Here is a 15,313-nt window from a genome sequence, read left to right as displayed (position 1 = left end):
TTTATTTCAACACCTTACTCTGACAACTCATCAATTATGCCGTGAGTTTCGCCCGACGCGAAAAGGGTTAAGCCACAAGTAAGGCCGTGCCCATTTCATGCTTAAGGCTTCATTCACCAATCAGCGTCATCTTCTGTTCATATCGAAATCCGCCCTAAGGACCTTTAAAATGGCGCTGCGTCGCGTAATGGCCGCCCTTACCATTGCATCCGGCCTGATTGCCGGTGCCGCCTGCGCCGCAGAGGATCAGGACCTTCTGCGGGTGTTCATGAATCAGGCTCGCGTGCTCAAGCTCGATCGGCCCGTGGCCAAGGTCATCGTCGGCAATTCGGAAGTGGCGGATGCGACCGTTGCCGACGCGACGACGATCGTCTTGACAGGTCGCAGTTTCGGCACGACCAATCTGGTGCTCCTCGACAAGGACGGGAATGCGATCGCCGACGAGCGCGTTCTCGTGTCGATCGATGAAGGCAATACCGTGCGCGTCTTCAAGCAGACGGAACGAACCGTGCTGTCCTGTACGCCGAATTGCGAACAGCATACCCAGAGCGGCACGACCACGGCCGCCAAGACGCCGTGACGCCGTGACGCCGTGACGCTTTCGACTGCATCAATCTGCATCAGTCGAGAAACGGATTTTCAATAATCATTCCATATGGTGTGCTCGTCTTCGCCGTTTGCCGGACAGGAAGAGATGCACCAGAAGAATTCGACTGCGGCTGACGGAAAGACGTCTCCCAACGCCTCCAAATCCCGCCTCAGAAGGCTGTTTCGGTCGAAGGACGGTGCGGCGGCGATCGAGTTCGCCATCCTGGCGATCCCTTATTTCCTGATCGTCTTCGCAATCATCGAGACATTCGTCGCCTATACGGCCGAGCAACTCGTTGCCAATGCCGTCGATACGATGGGACGCAAGTTGCGCACCGGCAATATTACATTCAGCAATGCCAGCGCCACGACCTATATGAACCAGGCGGCCTTCCGCACCGCATTCTGCAACGAGATCTCTATCCTCATCCAGTGCAGCGCGTCGGAAATCGCTACACCTACGAAGCTTTTCCTCGACGTCAAAAGCTACACGAACTTCTCCGACATGCCGACCACCGTTCCTGTCACATCGGCTGGAGATCTCGACACATCATCCTTCAGCTATGCGCCGGGCGGTGCCAGCACCAAGAACATGCTGCGCGCATACTACAAGTGGGACATCATGACCGATCTGCTGCGGCCCTATATCTCGAACATGCGGCCAACCAGCGGATCGAATTACTTCCTGATCGTTGAGACGAGCGCCTTCAAGAACGAGGAATATCCGTGATGAGGAAGCAGCACGCCAACTTGCGGCTCCTCATCGATCGCCTGCGCCTGTTCGGCCGGGATGTTCGTGGTGTCGGCGGTGTCGAATTTGCACTGATCGCGCCGCTGTTGCTCGCCCTCTACATCACCTCGTTCGAGCTGACGGTCGGGCTAAGCTTTTCCAAGCGCGTCACACGCTCGGCCAGCACGATCGCCGATCTGGTGACACAGCAGTCGTCGGTCGCTTCCACCGACCTGCAGCAGATGATCAATGTCACCAACAGCATATTCACGCCCTATACGCCGGAAAACCTGTCGATAAAGATCACCGGCATCACGCTGGACGCATCCGGCAACCCGACCGTCGCCTGGTCATGGGCGCAGGACGGATCCAGGCCTTATGCCACAGGCACCGCCGTGAGCGATGTGCCGACAGACATGCGCACGGCCAGCACGTTTCTGGTGCGATCGGAAGTCTCTGTCACCCACCAGCTGCTGATGTTCATGCCGGGATTGATGCCGAACCAGTTGAGGACGCTGACGCTCAGCCGCCAGTTCTTCTATCGCCAACGCGTGGGAACCAGCATCAGTTGCACGGGCTGCTGATAACTCCCGCCCTGCTTTTGCCGCAGGCTTTGCCAATATCTCTGCCGGACTATATGTATCGCGATTCAGCCCTGTCATGAGGACCGGGCCAGACAGCATTCAGATGACCGGTGGCAGATGGCGCGTGCCTTTCTTTTCGTTCTTGATTCCTTTGGTGTCGGTGGTGCACGGGATGCGGCCGATTACGGCGATCTCGGCTCCAATACGCTCGGCCATATCGCGGAATTCTGCGCAGCCGGCGCGGCTGACCGGGCAGGCCTGAGGCAGGGCCCCCTGAAGCTTCCCAACATGACCTCGCTGGGGCTGATGGATATCGCCAGGATTGCGAGCGGCAATTATCCGGCCGGCATGCCCCTGCCGGAACGATTGTTCGGCCTCTATGGCGCGGCAAACGAAATGTCGAACGGCAAGGACACGCCTTCAGGTCATTGGGAGATCGCCGGCACGCCGGTGATGTTCGACTGGGGATATTTCCCGACGGAAGGCGATGCGTTTTCGCCCGAACTGGTGGAAGCCATCTGCCGCGAGGGCAATATTCCGGGCATTCTCGGCAATTGCCATGCCTCGGGCACCGAGATCATCGCGAGCCTTGGCGAGGAGCATATCCGCAGCGGCAAGCCGATCTGCTATACATCGAGTGACAGCGTGTTCCAGATCGCGGCGCACGAGACCCATTTCGGCTTCGAGCGGTTGATCAAGCTGTGCCACGTCGTTCGCGGGCTGCTCGATCCTCTCAATATCGGCCGGGTGATCGCCCGCCCGTTCCTTGGTGAAACCCCCGATACATTCGAGCGGACCGGCAATCGGCGCGATTTTTCGGTCCTGCCGCCGGAGCCGACCTTGCTCGATCGGCTCATCAATGCGGGCCGCAGCGTCCATGCTGTGGGTAAAGTAGGCGACATTTTCGCCCACCAGGGTATTTCGCGGGTGATCAAGGCGAACGGCAATGCAGCGCTTGCGGCCGCGACGCTTGCGGCGATGGACGAAGCCGCCGACGGCGATCTGGTCTTCACCAATTTCGTCGATTTCGACATGGTCTACGGCCACCGCCGCGACGTGCCGGGATATGCGGCGGCACTCGAAGCCTTCGATCTCGGCCTGCCGGATATCCATCGGCGGATGAAGCCAGGCGATATCGTGATCCTGACTGCCGATCACGGCTGCGATCCGACATGGCGCGGCACCGACCATACACGCGAACGCGTGCCGATCATGGCCTTCGGCCCCGGCATCAGAACCCGCTCTATCGGTGTTAGGTCGTCCTATGCCGATATCGGCGAAACGGTGGCCGCGCATCTCGGCATTCCGGCCGGCCGGCATGGATGGAGTTTCCTGTGACCCAGAACCTGCCAAAGGCCGAGATCCACTGCCATATCGAGGGCGCTGCACCGCCGGCACTGGCGCTTTCGCAAGCGGAAAGATACGGCGTGGACATGAGTGGCTTCCTGCGGGACGGCGTCTATATCTGGCGTGACTTTTCGGAATTTCTCGTCGCTTATGATGCCGTCGCGGCCCTGTTCAGGACCGAGGCGGACTATGCGCTGCTGACTCAAACCTATCTTGATGAACTGTCAGCCATCGGCACGATCTACAGCGAAATCATCGTTTCCCCCGATCATGGCGACCGGATCGGGCTCGGCGCCGATGCCTATCTTGCCGGAATTTGCGACGGGATCGCGGCAGCGAAGGAAAGGTCGGGGATCGAGGCCAGGATCATCGTGACCGGCGAGCGGCATTTCGGTCCCGAGCGCGTCATCGCTGCCGCGGAATATGCGGCGCGTGCGAAAAATCCGCTGGTCACCGGCTTCAACATGGCAGGCGAAGAACGGATGGGCCGGGTTGCCGATTATGCCCGTGCCTTCGACATTGCCCGCGATGCCGGGCTTGGCCTGACCATCCATGCCGGGGAAGTCTGCGGCGCCTTCAGCGTTACCGATGCGCTGGATCTGGTGAAGCCCGCGCGTATCGGCCATGGCGTGAGGGCAATCGAGGATGATGCACTGGTGGCGCGGCTTGCCGAACTCGGCACCGTGCTGGAGGTTTGTCCGGGCTCGAATATCGCACTCAGCGTGTTTGCCGATTTCGACAGCCATCCCCTGAAGCGGTTGAAAGCCGCGGGGGTGAAGGTCTGCATCAATTCCGACGACCCGCCGTTCTTTTCCACCTCGCTCGCCCGCGAATACGACATCGCCTCAACGGTGATCCGCATGAGCGATGCCGAGATCAATTCGATGACGCGGACGGCGCTCGAAGCCGCCTTCGTCGACGATGCGACAAAGGCTGCATTGCTTGCCCGTTTCGACAGAGAGATTGGGGATCAAGCGGTGTCGATGACGTGAAGGCTTGCGGAACGCAGCGTTTTTCGGGAAGAAGAAGACGATAACGAAGAGGGAAAAGGCCATGGACGGCGTCACAGTCATCGATCATCCGCTGGTGCAGCACAAGCTGACGATCATGCGCAAGAAGGAGACCTCGACGGCCGGCTTTCGCAGGCTGTTGCGCGAGATCTCCATGCTGCTCTGCTACGAGGTCACCCGCGACCTCGACCTGACGATGGAAACGATCGAAACGCCGATCACCGAGATGCAGGCGCCGGTGGTGGAAGGCAAGAAGCTGGTCTTCGTCTCCATCCTGCGCGCCGGTAACGGCCTGCTCGAAGGCATGCTCGAACTCGTGCCTTCCGCGCGCGTCTCGCATATCGGGCTTTACCGCGACCACGATACGCTGCAGCCGGTGGAATATTACTTCAAGGCGCCGGACGGGCTGGACGAGCGGCTGGTCATCGTTGTCGATCCGATGCTGGCGACGGGCAATTCCTCGATCGCTGCCGTGCACAAGCTGAAGGAACGCGGCGCCAACAACATCCGCTTCCTCTGCCTGCTTGCAGCACCCGAAGGCATCCAGAATTTCCAGGAAGCCCATCCGGACGTGAAGATCTACACGGCCTCAATCGACAGCCATCTCAACGAGAAGGGCTATATCGTGCCCGGCCTCGGCGATGCGGGCGACCGCATGTATGGCACGAAATAGAAATTTCAGGATTTCCTAACCAATGATGAAGAAGGCGGCCGGCCCGAAAGGGTCAGGCCGCTTTTTCGTAACCATTGCGGTCTAGCGTGATTTGTCTGAACCTAGGGACAGACCATGCTTGTGCGCACCGCCATATTCGCCGCCGTCGCCGCCGTCATTGCGACACAGATCCCGGCCCTGATCCAGCGGACGGAAAATCCGGCAGAACAGCAGTCAGCGACCGATCAAGCCGCTCCGCCGCAAGGTGCATCCAGAACTGCGCCGGAAGCCGCCTCGCTGACACCGGGCAGCACCGTGCTCGATGCCGATGGCCGCGGGCATTTCATCGGCAACTTCCGCATCAACGGCAAACCGATCACCGGGCTTGTCGACACCGGCGCGTCGCTTGTCGCGATCAACGAAAGCACGGCCCGCAAGCTCGGCTTCGGCGGCAATGATCTCGACTTCCGCTACACGGCGAATACGGCGAACGGCAAGACGGAAGCGGCCCATGTGGTGCTCGACCGCGTCGAGATCGGCAATGTTCGCGTTCGCGACGTGGATGCTTTCGTGCTGCGCGATTCGTCGCTGTCCGGGACGCTGGTCGGCATGAGCTTCCTGACGAAGCTGAAATCCTATCAGGTGAAGGGCGGCAGCCTGACGCTCGCCAACTGACAAGAGCAGTCAGGCGATCCGCTCGACGACGACCGGCGACAATGCCGGCGGTCCGGCATCGATCCGATAGCTCGAAAGAACGGCCTTTGTCGCGATATCCGCCTCATCGCGCGACGTCGCGTGAACCCGCGCGATTGACTGCCCTTTGGTGACGGCCGAACCGAGCGCAAGCATGTCGCTGAAGCCGACGCGATGGTCGACCGCATCGGAAACCTGGCGGCGGCCTCCCCCCATATCGACCACGGCAAGCCCGATCGCCCTTGCATCGCAGGCGGCGAGATAGCCGTCTGCCGGTGCCGGCACCTCGGCCATGACAGGCGCCTTGGGTAGATATGTCTCGGGCCGGTCGCAGAAATCCGCCGGGCCGCCCAGCGCATGCACCATGCGGCCGAAGGTTTCGAGCGCCCGGCCGGACGACAGGGCGGTGCGCGCCATGCTCTCTCCCGCCGCAACTGTTTCGACCAGTCCGGACTGGACCAGCATCTCGGCGACCTCGGCCAGGACCAGCGTTTCAAGTCTAGAACCGGCTTTGCCGCATTTGAGAAAGTCGACGCAGTTCATCACTTCGACCGCATTGCCCGCGGCATCGGCGAGCGGTTCGTTCATGTCGGTGATCAGTGCCACGGTCGGCACCCCTGCACCGGTAGCAACCTCGACCAGCGAGCGGGCCAGTATGCGCGCCTCGTTGATATCCTGCATGAAGGCACCGGTGCCGACCTTCACATCCATCAGCAATGTCTGCAGCCCGGCTGCCAGCTTCTTCGACAGGATCGAGGCGGTGATCAAGGGAACGGATTCCACCGTCGCCGTCACGTCGCGGATGGCATAGAGGCGGCGGTCGGCGGGGGCGAGATCGGCCGTCTGGCCGACGATGGCACAGCCGACATCACCTACGACCTGAGCGAAACGCAACGGATCGGGGGCGATGTCATAACCGGGGATAGACTGGAGCTTGTCGAGCGTGCCGCCCGTATGGCCGAGGCCACGGCCCGAAATCATAGGAACGGCCAGCCCGCAGGCAGCAGCGATCGGTGCCAGCATCAGCGAAACGTTGTCGCCAACACCGCCGGTCGAGTGCTTGTCGGCCACCGGGCGGCCGATGCCGTCCCATTTCAGGACGGAGCCGGAATCGCGCATTGCAAGCGTCAGCAAAATCGTCTCGTTTCGGGACATGTCCCGAAACAGGACAGCCATGGCGAAGGCTGCGGCCTGGGCCTCCGAAACGCTGCCTCCAGTCAGTCCTGCGACGAAAGCGCCGATCTCGCGCTCAGACAGGCTGTGGCCATCGCGCTTGCGGCGAATGATCTCCTGGGGAAGCAGCATCCGAGCCGTCAATAGCCGCCGGCTGCCACGCGCTGGGAGGTCGTGCCGGCGAGCACCGCCAGGATATCGTCGAGCAGGCTCGATGCACCGAAGCGGAATGTGGAGGGCATGATCCAGTTCGGCCCCATGATGGTTTCGGCAAGCCTCAGATAGAGATCGGCATCAGCAACGGTCGAAACGCCGCCAGCCGGCTTGAAGCCGACCTTGGCCTTCGATTCCCGGATCGACCGCAACATGATGTCGGCCGCTTCCAGCGTGGCGTTTACCGACACCTTGCCGGTCGACGTCTTGATGAAATCGGCACCAGCCGCAATCGCCAGTTCGGAGGCGCGCCTGACGAGCAGCATGTCCTTCAGTTCGCCGGTTTCGAGAATGACCTTGAGGGCCGAGTGCGGGCAGGCCGCGCGGACAGCCTCAACCATGACGGTCACTGCAGCCTCATCGCCGCCGATAAAGGCCTTGTAGGGAATGACGAGATCGATTTCGTCGGCGCCATCCTCGACAGCCTTCGCCGTCTCCGCCACGACATCGGCCACGGCCAGATCACCGGAGGGGAAATTGACCACGGTCGCGATGCGGACTGGATGGCCGGCGCCGAGGATCTTGCGGGCATGGGCGACAAAGCGCGGCCAGATGCAGATCGCGGCACTGTTGCCATAGGGCGTCTGCGCACGCAGGCACAGGTTTTCGATCGCGGCCTCGTCGCAATCGTCACGCAGGTTCGTCAGGTCGAGAAGAGACAGGGCAAACGCCGCCGCCTCGCGCGGGCTCTGCAGTTCCATAGTGTCCTCCGCTTTTCATTGAAGTGGCAGTTTTAGCGCCCAACCGATCCGATTCAACCCGCAGAAATTGGGTATATTGGCGCAGCGTCGCTATGCTTTTGATAAGTCAGGCGTTGCCGGCGAGCATTTGCCTGAGGATGGCGGCGAGCCGCGCACCGCCGACAGGCGCCATGTCCTTGGTTTCCTCATGGCTGAGTTCGGCACCCGTCATGCCCGCACCGTAATTGGTGATGACCGAAGCGGCGGCGACCTTGAGGCCGAAATAGCGGGCGAGAATGACTTCCGGCACAGTCGACATACCGACGGCATCGGCGCCCAGCGTGCGAGCCATGCGGATTTCGGCCGGCGTTTCGAAGCTCGGCCCGGAGAACCACATATAGACGCCTTCGAACAGCGGCACGCCGGCACGGATCGCGGCATTGCGCATCTTCAGCGCCAGATCGGCATCATAGGCTGTCGTCATGCCGACGAAGCGACCATCGCCGTGTTCGCCGATCAACGGGTTCATGCCGGAATAGTTGATATGATCGGTGATCTGCATGACGGAGCCCGGCGGCATGTCCTGCCGCACCGAACCGGCGGAATTGGTGAGGATGAGCGACTGGACGCCGATCCCCTTCAAAACCTGGATCGGGAACCGCATGGCGCGGGCATCGCCACGTTCATAATAATGGGCGCGGCCGGAAAGCATGATCACCGGTTCACGGCCGAGATAACCGGCGACGAGTTCGCCCGCATGGCCGGTGACACCGCTCATCGGAAACCCTTCGAGCTCTCCGTAAGGAATACGGACCTGATCGGTGATGCCATCCACCAGCGAGCCCAACCCCGAGCCGAGCACGATCGCCACGCGGGGCACGAGGCCATCCAGCCGTTCGACGAGCAGGTCGGTTACCGTGGTCATCCGATCACATCCGTCTCGAAGGCGAAGGGAAGCAGTTCCGCCATTGTGACGGTCTTCTGCACACCGAGATCGTCGCAGAGATAGATACGGGTTTCGGCGGAGGCGAATTCGGAAATCTTCTGGCGGCAGCCGCCGCAGGGCGTGCAGAGCGGAAGCTTTTCAGCGATGACCGCCAGTTCGACGATCTTCTTGCCCCCGCCCATGACCATGGCGCCGATCGCCGTCGGTTCGGCGCACCAGCCCTGAGGAAAGGAGAGGTTCTCGATATTGGCGCCGAGATAGACTTTGCCGTCATCGGCCCTCAGCGCCACACCCACCGGAAACTTGGAATAAGGCGCATGCGCCTTGCCCATCGCATCGCGGGCTGCCTCGAACAGTTCGTGGGACATGTCTTCAGCGCTCCTTTGTATAGGGCACGCCGCCGGCTTTCGGCGGGCGGGCCACGCCGATAAAGCCTGCGAGCAGGATGCAGGTGAGGATATAGGGCAGCGCCTGGAAGATCTGCACCGGCACTTCGCCGATCAGCGGCATGGACTTGCCCTGCATGAAATTGGCGAAGGCATCGAGGAAACCGAACAGAAGGCAGGCGAACATGACCGGCACCGGCTTCCACTTGGCGAAGATCAGCGCAGCGAGCGCGATATAGCCCTTGCCGGCCGACATGTTGTTGATGAAGGCGGCGGACTGGGCGATCGACAGATAGGTGCCGGCGAAACCGGCGAGGAAGCCGGTGACGATCAGCGCCCGGTAACGCAGCCAGGTGACGGAAATGCCTGCCGTATCGACGGCGCCCGGATTTTCACCGACGGCGCGCAAACGGAGACCGAAACGGGTGCGGTAGAGCACCCACCAGGAGGCCGGCACCATGAGGAAGGCGAGATAGGTGAGCAGGTTGTTGCCGGAAATGACATTGGCATAGATCGGGCCAATGAACGGCACGTCGCGCATCATGTCGGCGCCGGGCAGGATGATGGCGCCGAAGCGGCCTTCCGGCGGCACCTGGCCGGTGCGGCCGCCCTGGTTGAACCAGGCCTGGCCGAGCACGACGGTGACGCCGGCGGCGACGAAGTTGAGCGCCACGCCGGAGACAATCTGGTTGCCGCGATTGGTGATCGAGGCGAAACCATGCAGCAGCGAGAAGGCAATGGAAATGAGGATGCCGGCGCCGAGCCCGGCCCAGGCGTCGCCGGTCCAGTAGGCGACGCAGGCAGCGGCGAAGGCCGAAGCCAGCATCTTGCCTTCCAGCCCGATATCAAAAATGCCGGCGCGTTCGGAAAACAGCCCGGCCAATGCGGTGAAGAGCAGAGGAATGGACAGGCGGATGGTCGAGCCGAGGATGCTGACGAAGATTTCGAAATATTCCATGGCCTATCTCCCCCGCGCCGCCTGATAGAGCCTGACCATGGCCGGGCGAAGCATATATTCGAGCGCGCCGGCAAACAGGATAACCATGCCCTGGATGACGACGATCATGTCGCGGGTGATCGCCGGCATGTCGAAGGAAAGCTCGGCGCCGCCCTGATAGAGAATGCCGAAGAGAAGCGCCGCAAGCGCGATGCCGACAGGATGGTTGCGGCCCATCAGCGAGACGGCGATGCCGACAAAGCCGGCGCCGCCGACGAACTCGATCTGCAGGCGGGCGGAGGCGCCCATGACCGGGTTCAGCGCCATCATGCCCGCAAGCCCACCGGAGATCAGCATGGTGATCATGACGATCCTTCCATAGCGGATGCCGGCATAGCTTGCCGCACTCGGGCTGACGCCGAGGGTGCGGATCTCGTAACCGAGCCTGGTGCGCCAGATCAGCACCCAGACCAGAAAACACATGACGAGAGCGATCAGGAAAGAAACGTTGAGCGGGGCGGCACCCAACTTGCCGCCGAACATCTCGATCAGCCAGCTCAGTTTCGGCAACTGTCCTCCCGGCAGCAGGGTCCGGCTTTCCGGCGCCATCTTGCCGGGTACGATCAGGATATGCACGAGGACATAGTTCATCAGCGACGAGATGATGAAATTGAACATGATCGTGGTGATGACGATATGGCTGCCGCGATAGGCCTGCAGCCAGGCCGGGATGGCAGAGGCGGCGGCACCGAACAGGGCGGCACCGATGACCGCAAACGGCATGGTGACATACCAGGGCACATAATGGTCGAGCGCCAGTGCCACGAGAGCGGCGCCGAGGCCGCCGAGATAGGCCTGGCCTTCCGAGCCGATATTGAACAAGCCGGCATGTACGGCAACGGCCACCGACAGGCCGGTGAAGATGAAGCTCGTCGTGTAGAAAAGCGTGAAACCAATGCCCTCGCCACGGCCGAGCGCGCCGATCAGCAAGAGTTTCAGCGCCTCGAACGGATTTTCGCCGATCGCCCAGACGACAAGGCCGGAGAAGAAGAAGGCAAGCACGAGATTGAGAAGCGGAATGACGCCGTAATTGATCCATGCGGGCAAGGGAACGGAAGCCGTGCTCATTGACGGCCTCCCGTGAGGCCTGCATCGCCTCCCGTGCGGCCGGTGATCATCCACCTCTGCTTCATCAGACACTCCAAAACCATCATTTCTGCAGGCACTCTCACGCGGCGATCCCGGCCATCATCAGCCCGAGCGACTGTTCGTCGGCATCGGCAGGCTTCTCACCGACGACCTTGCCAGCGAACATGACGAGGATGCGATCCGACAGCGAGCGAATTTCATCCAGTTCCACCGAGACGAGAAGCACAGCCTTGCCTTGATCGCGCATCTCGATGATGCGACGGTGGATGAACTCGATCGCGCCGATATCGACACCGCGGGTCGGCTGGCCGATCAGGAGCATTTTCGGATCGCGTTCGATCTCGCGCGCCACGACAATCTTCTGCTGGTTGCCGCCGGAGAAATTCGCCGTCTTCAGCCGCGCATTCGGCGGGCGGATATCGTATTTGGCGATCTTCTCCTCGGCATCCTTCCGGATTGCGGCGGGATCGAGAAGCATGCCGCGGCCATAGCGCGGGTCGCGGTGGTAGCCGAGAATGGAATTCTCGTATTCCTCGAACTTGAGGACGAGGCCCATGTGATGCCGGTCCTCGGGAATGTGGCCAAGGCCGAGCTTTCGCAACAGCGCCGGATCGGCAGCTTCGACCGGCTTGCCCTCGATGAGGATCTCTCCCGACACCGGCTTGCGGATGCCGGCCAGCGCTTCCAGAAGCTCCGACTGGCCGTTGCCGGCAACACCGGCAATGCCGACGATCTCGCCGGCGCGGACATCGAAGGAGACATCGTCGACCATGGTCACGCCGCGGCCGTCTTTTACCGTCAGGTTTTTCACCGACAGCAGGACCGGGCCGGGCTTGGCCTCCTCTTTTTCGACGCGCAGCAGGACGCGGCGGCCGACCATGAGTTCGGCCAGTTCGGCGACCGTCGTCTCGGCCGTCTTGCGGGTCGCCACCATCTCGCCGCGGCGCATGACCGACACCGTATCGGTGATCGCCATAATCTCGCGCAGCTTGTGGGTGATGAGGATGATGGTCTTTCCCTGATCGCGCAGGACCTGAAGAATGCGGAAAAGATGATCGGCCTCGGCGGGGGTCAGCACGCCGGTCGGTTCATCGAGAATGAGGATATCGGCGCCGCGATAGAGCGCCTTGAGGATTTCCACGCGCTGCTGGCTGCCGACCGGGAGTTCTTCGATCACTGCATCCGGATCGACTTCCAGGCCATAGTCGGTTTCAAGCCGCTTCAGTTCCTTGCGCGCGCCGGCAACGCCCTTGGCCAAGAGCTGCCCGCCTTCCGCGCCGAGCATGACGTTTTCGAGCACGGTGAAATTCTCGACCAGCATGAAGTGCTGGTGCACCATGCCGATACCGGCCGCAATCGCCGCCTGGCTGTCGCGGATCGTCACCGGCTTGCCCTGAATGCGGATCTCGCCCTCATCGGCATGATAGAAGCCGTAGAGGATCGACATCAGCGTCGACTTACCGGCACCATTCTCGCCGATAATGCCGTGGATGGAGCCCTTCGCGACGGTGAGATTGATGTCCTTGTTGGCATGGACGGCACCGAATTTCTTGTCGATGCCGACAAGCTCGATCGCTGGAGCATTTGCGGAAGACTGAAGGTTCAAAGGCTCGACCTTATGCTGATACGAAAAAGGGGCGCATGACGGAAACCGTCACGCGCCCCCTCGACAGAGAGCTTACATCGGGCAGGCGTTGTCCGACATATAGTCGTGCACCTTGACGGTACCGGCAATGATATCCGCCTTGGCCTTGTCGACGGCAGCCATCATTTCCGGGGTGATCAGCGCCTTGTTGTTGTCGTCGATCGCGGCCATGACGCCGTTTTCCTTGATGCCGTTGGCCTGGACGCCGGCGGTGAACTTGTCAGCGGCGGTATCCTTGTAGGCATTGTAGACGGCCAGATCGACGCGCTTGACCATGGAGGTCAGAACCGAACCCGGATGCAGATAGTTCTGGTTGGAATCGACGCCGATCGAGAACTTCTTGTTGTCGGCGGCCGTCTGCAGCACGCCGAGGCCGGAAGCGCCGGCTGCCGCGTAGATCACGTCGGCGCCCTGATCGATCTGGTTCTTGGCGAGTTCGCCACCGCGTACCGGGTCGTTCCATGCCGCGCCGGTAGTGCCGATCATGTTCTGGAAGACTTCCGCCTTCGGATTGGCAGCCTTGACGCCCTGGACGTAACCGCAGCCGAACTTGCGGATCAGCGGGATATCCATGCCGCCGACGAAGCCGACCTTGCCGGTCTTCGATTCCATGCCGGCGAGGAGGCCGGTGAGGTAGGAGCCTTCCTCTTCCTTGTAGACGACCGAGCGGACATTCGGCAGGTCAACGACGGAGTCGACAATGACGAACTTGGTATCGGGGAATTCCGCGGCGACCTTTTCCATGGCCGAGGTCCAGGCGAAGGACACAGCCACGACCGGGTTATAGCCGCGGCTGGCAAAGTTGCGGATCGCCTGCTCGCCCTGCGTGTCGCTGGTCGGCTCGAAATCGCGGTAATCGGTGCCGGTTTCCTTCTTGTAGGCTTCAGCGCCCGTATAGGCAGCCTCGTTGAAGGATTTGTCGAACTTGCCGCCGGTGCCGTAGACCAGCGCCGGCTTGATGTCCGCCGCCAGAGCGGTCGTCGACATCGCAGCCACGGCAAGAAGGCTCAAAAGGGTTTTCTTCATCATGCAGCCCTGTTTTTTACTGTTTAGGTCCTCCCGCAAAGCTGTCACTCAGACATCAAGCGGTCACCTGCCCCCCTCTTAGAAGGCTTGGCTGCAACTACTCTTGCATGTGCTACGGAAAAATTCACCAGATTTTTTTCAACTGGTAAAAACGCCTATCCCTTTGGCAGCCTGCATGAATTTGCCCGCGGACCTGCACAAATCCGCGGCGGATGAGACATATTGGCCGAGGTTCAGGCCACCTTATCCACCGGGCAGGACACGCCGGTTCCCTTGAGGCCGCAATAGCCGGCAGGGTTCTTGGCGAGATATTGCTGGTGATAGTCCTCGGCATAATAGAAGGTCGGAACAGGGTCCAGTTCGGTGGTTATCGGCGTGTCCCGGCCGGCGCGCGTCAATGCCGCCTGGAAGGCATCCAAAGCCTCGCGGGCTTCTGCAGCCTGATCGTCACTGGTCGTATAGATGGCGGAACGATAAGTCGTGCCGATATCATTGCCCTGGCGCATGCCCTGCGTCGGATCATGTTCCTCGAAGAACAGTTTCAGCAACTGGCGGTAGGAGACGACCTTCGGGTCGAAGACGACCTTGACGATTTCGGCATGGCCGGTGAGACCCGTCGTCGTTTCGTGATAGGTCGGATTGGGCGTAATGCCACCCGCATAGCCGACGGCGGTCACATAGACGCCCGGCACTTTCCAGAACAGGCGCTCGGCACCCCAGAAGCAGCCCATGCCGAAATAGGCGACCTCCAGGCCAGCCGGATAAGGCGCCATCAGCGGGCGGCCGCTGACGAAATGGATATCGGATGTCGGGATCGCATCCGGGCGGCCCGGAAGAGCAGTCTCCGCCGACGGCATGACGGTCTTCTTGTTGAAAATCTCACTCAGGAACATGCTAGCCTCCTAACTCGGCGACACTTTTGCCCTTAGGATAATCCCTTGTCCGATCTGCGCTGCACATGCTGTCACCAGCGGACATGCCGCAGGCATATAGGTCCAATTCCCATTCAGGCGGAAAACCGCCCGGCGAACGACTGCCGCTTGTAGCCTATCATCCAGAAAAGCAGTGCCAGAACCAGGAACACGGCACAGGTCGGCTGGGCGAGTAATGGCGCGACAAGGGGCCTCCATATATCGACGCTGATATAGTCACTGGCAGAGAGTTCTGCCAGTGTCAGGCTGGCAGGATCGAGATTGAGCCAGGCATTGCCGAGGCTGGTCAGGACAACGCGGGAAGCCGATACGGACTGGATGGAATCAAGCGTTCCGACGAGGATGGCCGCTGCCAGGCTGAGAAAGCTGAGGAGGTGAAAAAACGCTCGAATGCCGCTCACGTCCGCAGGCTCCCTGCCTCACCAAGCCGCTGTAAAACACATCCTCACAATCGAGGCACAAAGGCTCATGAACCGCGATAGCGCCGAGGCCCACAAACCGCCAAGGGTCTTGCGCGGCATTTCTTCAACTCATTGAGCGACAATAGCGAGGCAGCGCCCGCTTGGCAACGCGCACAAAGTTTGCGGAGTCGAGGTTAGAAATCCTGCAGATCCGGGCTTAT

Annotated in this window: 17 protein-coding genes; 7 read left to right on the top strand and 10 right to left on the bottom strand. The window is 61.1% G+C overall.

Features of this window, described 5'->3' with window-relative positions; all coding sequences use genetic code 11:
* Nucleotides 1-169 precede the first annotated feature (169 nt).
* The 7 genes from NCHU2750_RS20130 to NCHU2750_RS20100 all read left to right on the top strand — a co-directional run bounded on the left by NCHU2750_RS20130 (nucleotide 170) and on the right by NCHU2750_RS20100 (nucleotide 5,586).
* Nucleotides 170-580 (top strand): pilus assembly protein N-terminal domain-containing protein, encoded by a 411-nt coding sequence (locus NCHU2750_RS20130; RefSeq protein WP_119942525.1) that lies wholly within the window; start codon nucleotides 170-172, stop codon nucleotides 578-580.
* A gap of 114 nt (nucleotides 581-694) precedes the next feature.
* Nucleotides 695-1,318: a TadE/TadG family type IV pilus assembly protein gene (locus tag NCHU2750_RS20125; RefSeq protein ID WP_119942523.1), complete on the top strand. Its 624-nt coding sequence runs from the start codon at nucleotides 695-697 to the stop codon at nucleotides 1,316-1,318.
* A complete protein-coding gene (locus NCHU2750_RS20120; RefSeq protein WP_119942521.1) occupies nucleotides 1,318-1,902 on the top strand; it encodes a TadE/TadG family type IV pilus assembly protein in 585 nt (194 codons plus the stop codon). The genes NCHU2750_RS20125 and NCHU2750_RS20120 overlap by 1 nt, the downstream gene beginning before the upstream one ends.
* Nucleotides 1,903-2,019: 117 nt before the next feature.
* Nucleotides 2,020-3,240 carry a phosphopentomutase gene (locus NCHU2750_RS20115; RefSeq protein ID WP_119942519.1) on the top strand — a complete coding sequence of 407 codons (1,221 nt, stop codon included), beginning with the start codon at nucleotides 2,020-2,022 and terminating at the stop codon, nucleotides 3,238-3,240.
* Nucleotides 3,237-4,241, top strand: a complete 1,005-nt coding sequence (locus NCHU2750_RS20110; RefSeq protein ID WP_119942517.1) for an adenosine deaminase — start codon at nucleotides 3,237-3,239, stop codon at nucleotides 4,239-4,241. Before NCHU2750_RS20115 ends, NCHU2750_RS20110 begins: the two co-directional genes overlap by 4 nt.
* 61 nt (nucleotides 4,242-4,302) lie before the next feature.
* The gene (upp, locus tag NCHU2750_RS20105) at nucleotides 4,303-4,932 is read left to right on the top strand and encodes a uracil phosphoribosyltransferase (protein ID WP_119942516.1); all 630 of its coding nucleotides are present in this window, start codon (nucleotides 4,303-4,305) and stop codon (nucleotides 4,930-4,932) included.
* Between the two features lie 114 nt (nucleotides 4,933-5,046).
* Complete coding sequence (locus NCHU2750_RS20100) at nucleotides 5,047-5,586, top strand: TIGR02281 family clan AA aspartic protease (protein ID WP_119942514.1); 540 nt, start codon at nucleotides 5,047-5,049, stop codon at nucleotides 5,584-5,586.
* 9 nt (nucleotides 5,587-5,595) lie between these two features.
* On the opposite strand, the gene deoA is transcribed toward NCHU2750_RS20100, so the two are convergent.
* From deoA to NCHU2750_RS20050, 10 genes are all read right to left on the bottom strand, one after another.
* The gene (gene deoA / locus NCHU2750_RS20095; protein WP_205583869.1) at nucleotides 5,596-6,909 is read right to left on the bottom strand and encodes a thymidine phosphorylase; all 1,314 of its coding nucleotides are present in this window, start codon (nucleotides 6,907-6,909) and stop codon (nucleotides 5,596-5,598) included.
* An 8-nt stretch (nucleotides 6,910-6,917) separates the two neighbouring features.
* Nucleotides 6,918-7,691: a deoxyribose-phosphate aldolase gene (gene deoC, locus NCHU2750_RS20090; protein WP_119942512.1), complete on the bottom strand. Its 774-nt coding sequence runs from the start codon at nucleotides 7,689-7,691 to the stop codon at nucleotides 6,918-6,920.
* 106 nt (nucleotides 7,692-7,797) lie between these two features.
* A complete protein-coding gene (locus NCHU2750_RS20085; RefSeq protein WP_119942510.1) occupies nucleotides 7,798-8,595 on the bottom strand; it encodes a purine-nucleoside phosphorylase in 798 nt (265 codons plus the stop codon).
* Nucleotides 8,592-8,984, bottom strand: coding sequence for a cytidine deaminase (locus NCHU2750_RS20080; protein WP_119942508.1), 393 nt, complete (start codon nucleotides 8,982-8,984; stop codon nucleotides 8,592-8,594). Before NCHU2750_RS20080 ends, NCHU2750_RS20085 begins: the two co-directional genes overlap by 4 nt.
* 4 nt (nucleotides 8,985-8,988) lie before the next feature.
* Nucleotides 8,989-9,960 (bottom strand): ABC transporter permease, encoded by a 972-nt coding sequence (locus tag NCHU2750_RS20075; RefSeq protein WP_119942505.1) that lies wholly within the window; start codon nucleotides 9,958-9,960, stop codon nucleotides 8,989-8,991.
* A 3-nt stretch (nucleotides 9,961-9,963) separates the two neighbouring features.
* Nucleotides 9,964-11,067 (bottom strand): ABC transporter permease, encoded by a 1,104-nt coding sequence (locus NCHU2750_RS20070; protein ID WP_119942501.1) that lies wholly within the window; start codon nucleotides 11,065-11,067, stop codon nucleotides 9,964-9,966.
* Between the two features lie 100 nt (nucleotides 11,068-11,167).
* Entirely contained in the window at nucleotides 11,168-12,694 is a 1,527-nt protein-coding gene (locus tag NCHU2750_RS20065) for an ABC transporter ATP-binding protein (RefSeq protein ID WP_119942499.1), read from the bottom strand.
* Nucleotides 12,695-12,766: 72 nt separating this feature from the next.
* On the bottom strand, nucleotides 12,767-13,759 hold the full coding sequence (locus NCHU2750_RS20060) for a BMP family lipoprotein (protein ID WP_119943596.1): 993 nt from the start codon (nucleotides 13,757-13,759) through the stop codon (nucleotides 12,767-12,769).
* A gap of 233 nt (nucleotides 13,760-13,992) precedes the next feature.
* Nucleotides 13,993-14,652: a peptide-methionine (S)-S-oxide reductase MsrA gene (msrA, locus tag NCHU2750_RS20055; protein WP_119942497.1), complete on the bottom strand. Its 660-nt coding sequence runs from the start codon at nucleotides 14,650-14,652 to the stop codon at nucleotides 13,993-13,995.
* 113 nt (nucleotides 14,653-14,765) lie between these two features.
* A complete protein-coding gene (locus NCHU2750_RS20050; protein WP_119942495.1) occupies nucleotides 14,766-15,092 on the bottom strand; it encodes a hypothetical protein in 327 nt (108 codons plus the stop codon).
* Nucleotides 15,093-15,313 lie beyond the last annotated feature (221 nt).

The sequence above is a fragment of the Neorhizobium sp. NCHU2750 genome, from assembly GCF_003597675.1.
GTDB lineage: Bacteria > Pseudomonadota > Alphaproteobacteria > Rhizobiales > Rhizobiaceae > Neorhizobium.
The sequence above is the reverse complement of the archived record's forward strand: the minus strand, read 5'-3'. Positions and strand labels throughout refer to the sequence as shown.

What these genes read in the sequence shown, in the direction of transcription:
- NCHU2750_RS20070 (WP_119942501.1), bottom strand. Translation starts at nt 11,067, where the DNA reads ATGAGCACGGCTTCCGTTCCCTTGCCCGCATGGATCAATTACGGCGTC.
- msrA (WP_119942497.1), bottom strand. Translation starts at nt 14,652, where the DNA reads ATGTTCCTGAGTGAGATTTTCAACAAGAAGACCGTCATGCCGTCGGCG.
- NCHU2750_RS20085 (WP_119942510.1), bottom strand. Translation starts at nt 8,595, where the DNA reads ATGACCACGGTAACCGACCTGCTCGTCGAACGGCTGGATGGCCTCGTG.
- NCHU2750_RS20130 (WP_119942525.1), top strand. Translation starts at nt 170, where the DNA reads ATGGCGCTGCGTCGCGTAATGGCCGCCCTTACCATTGCATCCGGCCTG.
- NCHU2750_RS20060 (WP_119943596.1), bottom strand. Translation starts at nt 13,759, where the DNA reads ATGAAGAAAACCCTTTTGAGCCTTCTTGCCGTGGCTGCGATGTCGACG.
- NCHU2750_RS20115 (WP_119942519.1), top strand. Translation starts at nt 2,020, where the DNA reads ATGGCGCGTGCCTTTCTTTTCGTTCTTGATTCCTTTGGTGTCGGTGGT.
- deoA (WP_205583869.1), bottom strand. Translation starts at nt 6,909, where the DNA reads ATGCTGCTTCCCCAGGAGATCATTCGCCGCAAGCGCGATGGCCACAGC.
- deoC (WP_119942512.1), bottom strand. Translation starts at nt 7,691, where the DNA reads ATGGAACTGCAGAGCCCGCGCGAGGCGGCGGCGTTTGCCCTGTCTCTT.
- NCHU2750_RS20120 (WP_119942521.1), top strand. Translation starts at nt 1,318, where the DNA reads ATGAGGAAGCAGCACGCCAACTTGCGGCTCCTCATCGATCGCCTGCGC.
- NCHU2750_RS20100 (WP_119942514.1), top strand. Translation starts at nt 5,047, where the DNA reads ATGCTTGTGCGCACCGCCATATTCGCCGCCGTCGCCGCCGTCATTGCG.
- NCHU2750_RS20080 (WP_119942508.1), bottom strand. Translation starts at nt 8,984, where the DNA reads ATGTCCCACGAACTGTTCGAGGCAGCCCGCGATGCGATGGGCAAGGCG.
- upp (WP_119942516.1), top strand. Translation starts at nt 4,303, where the DNA reads ATGGACGGCGTCACAGTCATCGATCATCCGCTGGTGCAGCACAAGCTG.
- NCHU2750_RS20125 (WP_119942523.1), top strand. Translation starts at nt 695, where the DNA reads ATGCACCAGAAGAATTCGACTGCGGCTGACGGAAAGACGTCTCCCAAC.
- NCHU2750_RS20075 (WP_119942505.1), bottom strand. Translation starts at nt 9,960, where the DNA reads ATGGAATATTTCGAAATCTTCGTCAGCATCCTCGGCTCGACCATCCGC.